The 8,563-nt window shown below is 35.2% G+C and carries 8 protein-coding genes, 2 pseudogenes and 1 riboswitch; of the genes and pseudogenes, 7 read left to right on the top strand and 3 right to left on the bottom strand.

Annotated elements, in window-relative coordinates; translation table 11 throughout:
* Positions 1–76 precede the first annotated feature (76 nt).
* The 3 genes from CP367_RS10360 (at position 77) to CP367_RS10350 (ending at position 1,951) form a co-directional block, all read left to right on the top strand.
* Positions 77–940, top strand: a complete 864-nt coding sequence (locus CP367_RS10360) for a LysR family transcriptional regulator (protein ID WP_089146207.1) — start codon at positions 77–79, stop codon at positions 938–940.
* Between the two features lie 158 nt (positions 941–1,098).
* The gene (locus CP367_RS10355; RefSeq protein WP_060462470.1) at positions 1,099–1,536 is read left to right on the top strand and encodes a LytTR family DNA-binding domain-containing protein; all 438 of its coding nucleotides are present in this window, start codon (positions 1,099–1,101) and stop codon (positions 1,534–1,536) included.
* Position 1,537: 1 nt separating this feature from the next.
* The gene (locus CP367_RS10350; protein WP_089143416.1) at positions 1,538–1,951 is read left to right on the top strand and encodes a DUF3021 domain-containing protein; all 414 of its coding nucleotides are present in this window, start codon (positions 1,538–1,540) and stop codon (positions 1,949–1,951) included.
* A gap of 63 nt (positions 1,952–2,014) precedes the next feature.
* On the opposite strand, the gene CP367_RS10345 is transcribed toward CP367_RS10350, so the two are convergent.
* Complete coding sequence (locus CP367_RS10345) at positions 2,015–2,809, bottom strand: SDR family NAD(P)-dependent oxidoreductase (protein ID WP_023488553.1); 795 nt, start codon at positions 2,807–2,809, stop codon at positions 2,015–2,017.
* 199 nt (positions 2,810–3,008) lie between these two features.
* A riboswitch (FMN riboswitch) is annotated at positions 3,009–3,123 on the top strand.
* A 112-nt stretch (positions 3,124–3,235) separates the two neighbouring features.
* Between CP367_RS10345 and ribD the strand changes: the two genes are divergently transcribed.
* From ribD to ribH, 4 genes are read left to right on the top strand one after another with little or no spacing between them, the layout of a single operon-like run.
* Positions 3,236–4,294 carry a bifunctional diaminohydroxyphosphoribosylaminopyrimidine deaminase/5-amino-6-(5-phosphoribosylamino)uracil reductase RibD gene (ribD, locus tag CP367_RS10340; protein WP_089146206.1) on the top strand — a complete coding sequence of 353 codons (1,059 nt, stop codon included), beginning with the start codon at positions 3,236–3,238 and terminating at the stop codon, positions 4,292–4,294.
* Complete coding sequence (locus CP367_RS10335) at positions 4,287–4,883, top strand: riboflavin synthase (protein ID WP_089146205.1); 597 nt, start codon at positions 4,287–4,289, stop codon at positions 4,881–4,883. The genes ribD and CP367_RS10335 overlap by 8 nt, the downstream gene beginning before the upstream one ends.
* Position 4,884: 1 nt before the next feature.
* Positions 4,885–6,063 (top strand): bifunctional 3,4-dihydroxy-2-butanone-4-phosphate synthase/GTP cyclohydrolase II, encoded by a 1,179-nt coding sequence (locus tag CP367_RS10330; RefSeq protein ID WP_060462467.1) that lies wholly within the window; start codon positions 4,885–4,887, stop codon positions 6,061–6,063.
* Positions 6,064–6,077: 14 nt separating this feature from the next.
* Entirely contained in the window at positions 6,078–6,542 is a 465-nt protein-coding gene (gene ribH / locus CP367_RS10325; protein ID WP_005722846.1) for a 6,7-dimethyl-8-ribityllumazine synthase, read from the top strand.
* Between the two features lie 77 nt (positions 6,543–6,619).
* On the opposite strand, the pseudogene CP367_RS11215 reads toward ribH, so the two are convergent.
* Together CP367_RS11215 and CP367_RS10315 are read right to left on the bottom strand one after the other, a co-directional pair.
* Positions 6,620–7,311 (bottom strand): annotated as a pseudogene (locus CP367_RS11215) (reverse transcriptase domain-containing protein); the annotation flags it as partial.
* Positions 7,312–7,700: 389 nt separating this feature from the next.
* Positions 7,701–8,376: pseudogene (locus CP367_RS10315) on the bottom strand (transposase).
* Between the last annotated feature and the right edge of the window lie 187 nt (positions 8,377–8,563).

The following is an 8,563-nucleotide window of genomic DNA, read 5'->3' as shown; positions in this document are numbered from 1 at the left end:
AAAAGATTTGACAGTTTCGAAAATTCACATTTTTTAATGCTAGGATAAATTTAATTTATAGTACAGAGATGTAGTTATGATTGAAAATTGCTTACTTGAAGAATTAGTTGCATATGCTAAATATGGTACCATCGCTAAAACCGCAGAATTTCTTGGCTTGACTCAGCCTGCTGTGACACATTCTATGAAAAAACTCGAAGAAGAATTAGGCGTGAAGCTTTTTATTCGTAAACCTAATAAACTTTATTTAAGCGAAACCGGGAAATATACAGCACTTGAAGCCAAGAAATTAATCAACGATAATTTAGACTTCACTAAAAAAGTTAAACAGTTTGATAAAGACCAGACTACCCTAGTCGTCGGCTTCAATGCTCCAGGACCAGGAATTGTCCTCCGATCTCTACATGATAAAAATATCCAGATTAAGAATAATTTAGTTGAAAATAATTTTGAAAAGCTACTAAGTGAACATCAACTAACTTGCATTTTAATAAACTTTCCAATTGAAGACCGTGATATTACCTCAACTTATCTAGGCACAGAATCAATGTCGGTTAATCTTCAATCTGAATGCAAATTAAATAAAAATAAGGAATTATCCTTCAAGAAGCTTAAAGGTAAAACTATTTTAAGCCCTTCTCCAATTGGCTTTTGGACTAAGATCTATCATGATGAAATCTCAGATAGCAAGATCATTTTTCAAAATGAATCAACTGAATATAGCGAAATTTTACAATATTCAGTGCTTCCTTTCTTTACCACTAACTTAACTAGCTTAGATTCTCAATGGGGCCAGAATTTACCTAATAATCGAACTGTTCGTCCTTTATCAGATAAAGTAGCCCATCAAAAATTTTATGCTGTCTATTTAAAGCAAAATAAAAATCGTGTCATGCCTTTAATTGAAAAGTTGCAAGATCAATGGAGCAAATATGATTAGAAGTAAGAAAAACTAGTGCATTAATTTAACATGCACTAGTTTTTTGGTGTATAGAACCTAATCATCTTAACCGATTATTCTAATAAATTTACCGATAACTACAAAATCCTGCTATTTTCATGTTCATCAAATATAATCTATCTTGAAAGGAGTCAAAAATGAAATTCAAACTATTAATTAATCCTCACAAAAATGAAATAGTTCAAGCACAAGTTCATCAAAAAAGTATTTTTACTGATAATTTAGAAAAATTTGTTTTAACTAATGGCAACTCGAATTCAATCATTGGCTATGATGATAAGGATCATGTGATTTTACAGCTAGAAGACATTGTGATAATCACGATACTTGATAATAAAATTACTGCAATCTGCATAAACAACAAAAGGTATCATCTCCGCAAGCGTATTTATCAATTAACCAATGAATTACCAAATAATTTCTGGCGAATTAATAAGTCTTCAATCGTTAACAAAATATATATTGATCGCTTTGAAGAAACTAAGACTGCTGGTGTAAACATTGTTATGAAAAATGGACTTAGCGATTATGTTTCCAGACGCTGCTTTAGCAAAATTCGAAAGGAGCTGAAATAAAATGAAAGAATTTATCTCAAATTTTACCAAAAGAGGTCTAATTGCTGCTGGTTTTGGACCGTTTATTTTAACTATTTTCTATTATGCTTACTATTTAGCCATTCATTATAATCCAACTTCAGTTCTAGAAATCAACAAAAATATTCTTTCTAGTTTGCTTCTAGTATTCATTGCCGGAGGTATTAGTGCAATCTTTAAAGTAGAAAAGCTGTCACTTGGCATTGCTACTTTGATTAATGCAGTGGTAATTTACATAGATTATCTTTTCTTTTATCTGTTCAATGATTGGGTTGAAATGAGTTTTACGCCATTAATTGTTTTTACAATTTGTTACATAGTTGGTTACGTCATCATTTGGCTGTGCATTTACCATCAAGTTAAAGCTCAAATTCAAAAAGTAAATCAGAAACTATAGAAAAGATGCGAACTGTTCATCATTAGTAGTTCACATCTTTTTGTACGTTATTAAATTTCAGAATTAAAAAATTGTTGGTACTAATCCACCATCAAGCCTAAGTGCTTCACCTGAAAATGATGACGCATATGGACTAGCTACAAACGTTACAAAGCGACCAATTTCTTCTGGACGAATTAGTCTTTGAATTTGTGAAAGTGGGCGGTGATTCTTCATAAAGTCACTTTCCCATTCTTCTTTTGGCAGATTAGAATCTTTATACATGTCATTGATCATCGTTTCAACACCTTCAGTAAGAGTTGATCCTGGCATAATTGTATTCACAGTTACATGTGTCCCTGCAGTCAATTTAGACAAACTCTTGGCAATTGATAAGTTCATTGTCTTAGTTAAACTATATTGTGGCATTTCACCTGATGGCATAATGGCTTCTTCACTAGCAATGAAAATAATCCTGCCAAAGTCTTGATCAAGCATCTTTGGTAAATAAAACTTAGCTAAGGCATTACCTGAATACACATTTACATCAATAAATTTTTGCCAAGTAGCTTCATCAATATCAAAATAATTCATTGGTTTGAAAATACCCATGTTGTTGACCAAAATATCAATATCTGGGAATCTTTCAAATAACTCCTTGCGCTGCTTGGCATCTGAAAGATCATATGGCGCCGATTGTGGGTCGGTATCAGGATAATTTTCTTTAATTTCAGCAACTACTTTATCAACAGTTACTTTTTGACGACCATTAATAATGACATTCGTCCCTTCTTTAGCAAGTTCAATCGCAATAGCTTTACCAATACCTTTAGTAGAACCTGTAACTAAAGCTAGTTTCCCTTCAAGATTCATTTTCATAATTCGTTACCTCAACATAATTAATTTCTTTCTAGCTATTATATTAACTTCTAAAAAGTAAGTAAAGCGTGACAGTTAAATAATTTTAATTGATTAACTTACGATAACTACAGGCTTTTAATCTGTTTTTGTTTGTAACCGCTTAAATTAATCATTGACATTTAGCTAGTTCAGTTTTACGATAAAGTTGAATTAAATAAATGTTCTTCGAGGCAAGGTGAAATTCCTGACCGGCGGTGAAGTCCGCAACCCGCGAAAGCGGTGGAATCCGATAATCGGTACCGATAGTATAGTCTAGATGATAGAAGAATGATAACCAATAAGTAACGCTTATTTGCATTTGCTTTGATTATTTGACTTTGAATATTATTACTGAACCTCGAGAATACTCGAGGTTCTTTTTTGCTCTACGAGGAAGTGATTTTAATGGAAAAAGATAATTTTTATATGAATTTAGCTTTAGAAGAAGCTAAAAAAGGTCGCTATCAAACATGGAAAAATCCTATGGTTGGTGCCGTAATTGTTAAAAACGGTCAAGTCTTAGCTACTGGCTATCATCACCATTATGGACAAAATCATGCAGAACGCGATGCCATTTCAAAATTAACCCCAGAACAATTATTTAATTCAACTCTCTATGTCACTCTTGAGCCATGCAACCATTATGGTAAACAGCCTCCCTGCTCAGATTTAATTATCAAAAGTGGGATTAAACGTGTTGTAGTTGGACAAATCGATCCACACAAATTGGTTACTGGAAAAGGAATTGCCAAACTACAAAAGAATGGAGTTCAAGTAACTACTGGTGTTTTAGCTGATGACGCAAGTAAACTTAATAAGTTCTACAGCTATTTTTACCAATATGGGTTTCCCTGGATCACAGTCAAAGAAGCAACTAGTTTAGATAATAAAGTTGCAATGCGCGGTCAGCGAACTCCAATCACTAATCAAGCAGTGTATCAGCAAGTTCATTCTGAACGTGCTGATTATCAAGCAATTATGATTGGTTCTTCGACTGCTATCATTGATGACCCTATTTTAAGAACTAATGTCAAAAGTGACTATCCGCCAATCCGTATTATCATTGATCGTCGCGGACGGCTGTTAAATCATTTACGACTTCGCTTATTAAGTGATACAAATCCCACTTGGATTTTCACTCAAAATAAGCAAATGTCTAAAAACAACTTTACTAATTCTAAAATCAAAATTATTCATTTAGCAACAAACAGGATCCAAGAAGTATTTGATTATTTGAGTACAAAAGAAATCCAGTCAGTTTATGTAGAAGGTGGCCCTACTTTGGAAAAAGCAATTATGAATGAAATTTTTGTTAATGAAGTAATTAAATATACGGCGCCGATCTTTCTTGGAGATGAAGGCGTAACAGGTTTAGTACCAAACGAAACTGTTCCTTTAACAAATGTTAAAAAAACAGCCTTTGGCAACAATGAACGAATTGCAGGTGAATTAAAACATGTTTAGTGGTCTAGTTCGCGGGGATGCTCATATTAAAAAAATTGATAAACACAAGCAAACAATTAAGCTAACCGTTTCGTGCCCTGCAGACTTTACTAATGGGCTAACGATCGGTGATTCAATTGCAATTAATGGGACTTGTTTAACGGTTGAAAGTTTTACTGAAACTAGTTTTGTTGTAACCATGATGCCTCAGACTTATAAGAAAACTGTTTTTAAGAATTTGCATAACGGTGATCAACTTAACGTTGAGCGTTCATTAGAAGTCGGTCAACGTTTAGAAGGTCATCTTGTTACGGGACATATCGATGATTTGGCAACAGTTACTAAAATAGCACAGAATGAAAATGCAATTGAAATTTGGTTTAAGTTTCCTGCCCGATTATCAACACAGATCGTACCTCAAGGTAGTATTGCTTTAAATGGCGTTTCATTAACAGTGATGGATGTTAAAGATAACAGTTTTTCGGTAGGTCTAATTCCACATACTCAAGACGAAACTAATTTAGCCAACTTACAGATAAATGATGAAGTAAATTTGGAAACCGACATTATCGGAAAATATGTTGCAAAAAATTTAGAAAAGAGAAATTAAAATGGATGTTAGAAAAATTCAAAATGCAATTCAATGGATGAAAAATGGTGGTTTAGTGATTGTTGCTGATGATGAAGATCGTGAATCTGAAGGTGATATGATCGGCTTGGGGTCTAAAGTTACTCCTGAAAATGTTAACTTTATGACCAAACATGCTCGTGGCTTACTTTGCACCCCTGTAAGTAAAACAATTGCCCAACGTTTAAATTTCTACCAAATGGAACAAAATAATACTGATCCATACGGTACAGCTTTTACAATCAGTGTTGATTACAAAACCACCACTACAGGTATTTCTGCTTATGATCGTGCGGCAACTATCAAGGCAATTGCTGATCCTACTTCCAAGCCAGAAGACTTCTTTAGACCAGGTCACTGTTTTCCATTAGTCGCTAAAGATGATCAAATCAAGAATCGTAATGGTCACACAGAAGCCTCTATCGCCTTAGCTCATCTTGCTGGCGAACCAGAAGTTGCATATATTTGTGAAGTTATGAAAGCTGATGGCCATATGGCTCGTCGTCCCCAACTGAAAGAAATTGCTAAAGAATATCACTTACCATTTTTAACAATTGCAGAACTACAAGAATATATTAATAGTCCTGTGAGTAAACGCTCAGAATTTGTAAACCTTCCTACTAAATATGGCAATTTCAAAATTAAGGCTTTCGCCAATGAAAACTTAGCTATTATTAAAGGAAAGATTGATCCTAAAAAGCCAGTTTTAGTACGTCTTCATTCAGAATGCCTCACTGGTGATACGTTTGGCTCAATGCGCTGCGATTGCGGTGATCAATTACATACTGCCATGAAGCAAATTAATAAAAATGGTAGTGGCATAATTCTTTATTTACGACAAGAAGGACGCGGAATTGGATTAATTAACAAATTAAAAGCTTATGGTTTACAGGACCAAGGTTATGACACTTATGAAGCAAATGAAATTTTAGGTTTTAAGCCAGATGAACGAAATTATATTATTGCTGCCAAGATTTTAAAAGATCTAGGTATTAGTCATATCAATTTGCTTACTAATAATCCTGATAAAATTGATCAATTAGAAAATAACGGTATTACTATTGAAAAAAGAATTCCCTTGGAGATTCCTGCTAATGAGGTAAATCATGACTATTTAGAAACCAAACGAGATAAATTCCATCATTTATTAGGAGCATTATAGTAAGGAACACAGAAATGAATATTTACGAAGGAAATTTTAAAAACAATAATTATCATATCGCAATTGTCGCATCTAAGTTTAACGAAATTGTTACCCATCATTTAGTTGATGGTGCTATTGCTAGCTTAAAACAATTTGGAGTACTTGAAGATCAGATCGATATCTATTGGGTCCCAGGTGCTTTTGAAATTGGTTTTACTGCTAATAAGCTTCTCAATTCAAATAACTACGATGGTATTATGACTTTAGGCGCTGTCATTAAAGGTGAGACTGATCATTACAGCATGATTATTCAGAATGTTACAAACGCAATTATGCAGATGAATCTTAAAGCAGAAGTCCCAATAACTTTTGGTATTTTAACCACTGAGAATATTGATCAAGCCTTGCAACGATCCGGCTTAAAAGCTGGCAATGAAGGTTCCTCTACTGCTCAGAGTCTATTAGAAATGATTTCGCTAAATAAACAAATAAAGTAATAGAGTAGAGGGAGATTAATTCTCGCCCCTCTCATTGCACCGGACGTACGGTTCCGTATCCGGCGCTACGTTTGTAATCATCTACGAGATAAATAGTATTCTAGCGGATCGACCAAGCCTGGGCGATCCGCTTTGCTTATGCCCAATACTTTTGGGCTAAGCAAAAAGTTAACGACATGTCCGGTACTGCGTTTATACCAACCTAATTGCGTATTAGCTACTTTATGAATATCTTCGTCGCTAAAATTGCACTTTAATGCCTTGTTAATCCGCATTAAATTAGTGTATATTCTTCTTGGCAGTTTCCAATTTTAAAGTAGTTAATCCAACCTCTGACTACTTGATTTACCTTAGTAAAGACTAACTATAGAGGTTGAGCAGCTGCTTTCCTGCGACAAAGAAGCTCTATAATCTTGTTATAAAGCTTGGACAGGATTGGCGAAAGCGGCCCGCCTTGCGGCACGCCAATCTTATTTGGCTTAACCAAACCATCTTCCATGATACCGGCTTTTAAGAATGACCGAATCAAATGGAGGGTGGTTTTGTCATTTACTCGTTCTCTAATTATTGAAATTAATTTATCATGATTGACCGTGTCAAAATATTTCTCAATATCTAAATCAATTACCCATTGATATCCATCATCAAGATATTCCAATACTTGTTCAATGGCATCATGCGCACTGCGATTTGGTCTAAAGCCATAGCTATGCTCGCTAAAGTGAGGATAATAGATCCTCATTAGTACTTGAGCTATTGCCTGTTGGACTTCGACTTGTATCGCAGCCTTATCCGCCATTTGGCCTAACCAGGTTTCTGTACGTAGGCTCGGAAAACTCGCTAGCCACTTCCTTCACCCATAGCGTCACCGCTATCGGCTTGTGGTTTACTACACTTGGCGACAAATACCCGTGGTCCAAACTTTCATTGGATTAGATGAAATGTCATGCCCGACACACAAGTAAAAAGCCACCGAAGCACTAATACGCTTGGTGACTCAAAGGTCTAATTATAAGTTTTTTCTACTAGTAGCTCATATGGCTTTAGCAAGTAGGTAGCTTCCGTTTCTTTGATAGGATAATTTTGCACAACAACTTTTTTGCGGGAAATATGATAATTAATTCTTCCTGAATTGTCAAATTAAGTGCAACAGTTAGGCTATGAAGAAATATATTGCTTGAAGAGTTCTTCTGCTGTCTGATATTGGAGGATTCGGCGATATTTGTGGTTAATGGCATTGGTTGCCTTTTGAACATAAGCTTTTGACTTGTCTTTCATGTGCTTGCCCGATAGTCAGGAATCTTGATAACTACTTCAAAGCGTGACCGCCATGGCTGTGATGACGCTTGTTCCTGCGTCTTTTGAGCTTCATAGGCAGATCAATATTGCTTATGTCCACCAAGCCCTGATCAATATAGCGATAGGCAGTAGGCGTGCTGGGACAAGGGTAGCCTGGCATAGACCTTTTGAATTCACCAACGAATTCATCAATGCTGGTGGCATCAAATTTAGCTTTGAAGCGTCTTGAGATCATTCTTAAAAAGACAGCATAATGCTTCAATGGATTGCGCTGATAGCAGTTTTTGCGACGCTTCTCATAATAAATCTGTGCAGTATCAGCGTAATAGTGCTCATACAACAAATAGCTGCTGTCTCTTTGCAGGACGCTTCCGCGTTTGATTTCGCGACTGATTGTCGATTTATGACAGCCAACTTCTTGAGCGATGACAGTACGGGAAGTTATGCCAGAATCCAGCATTGCCTGAATCTGACCACGTTGTACGCTAGTTAATTGATGATAGTGTTTAGAAATGCTAGAATTTGAGTTGGTCATGAAGATCTTCCTTTCTTGATTTTTCGTCACTTCAAGTTTAGGTCTTCATGGCCTTTTTGTTTAACACTTAGTGTTGCACTTCAATTTTAAATCCGGGACTCATATTTTTTTCACTGTTTTTATGTTTTTGTCTTGATCGAATAGAGCTTGAGCAATATTTTTGGTAAAATCATTCATGAAGGAGTTC

Origin of the sequence: Lactobacillus sp. UMNPBX16, from assembly GCF_002553775.1 — a bacterium.
Lineage (GTDB): Bacteria > Bacillota > Bacilli > Lactobacillales > Lactobacillaceae > Lactobacillus > Lactobacillus crispatus.
The sequence above is the reverse complement of the archived record's forward strand: the minus strand, read 5'-3'. Positions and strand labels throughout refer to the sequence as shown.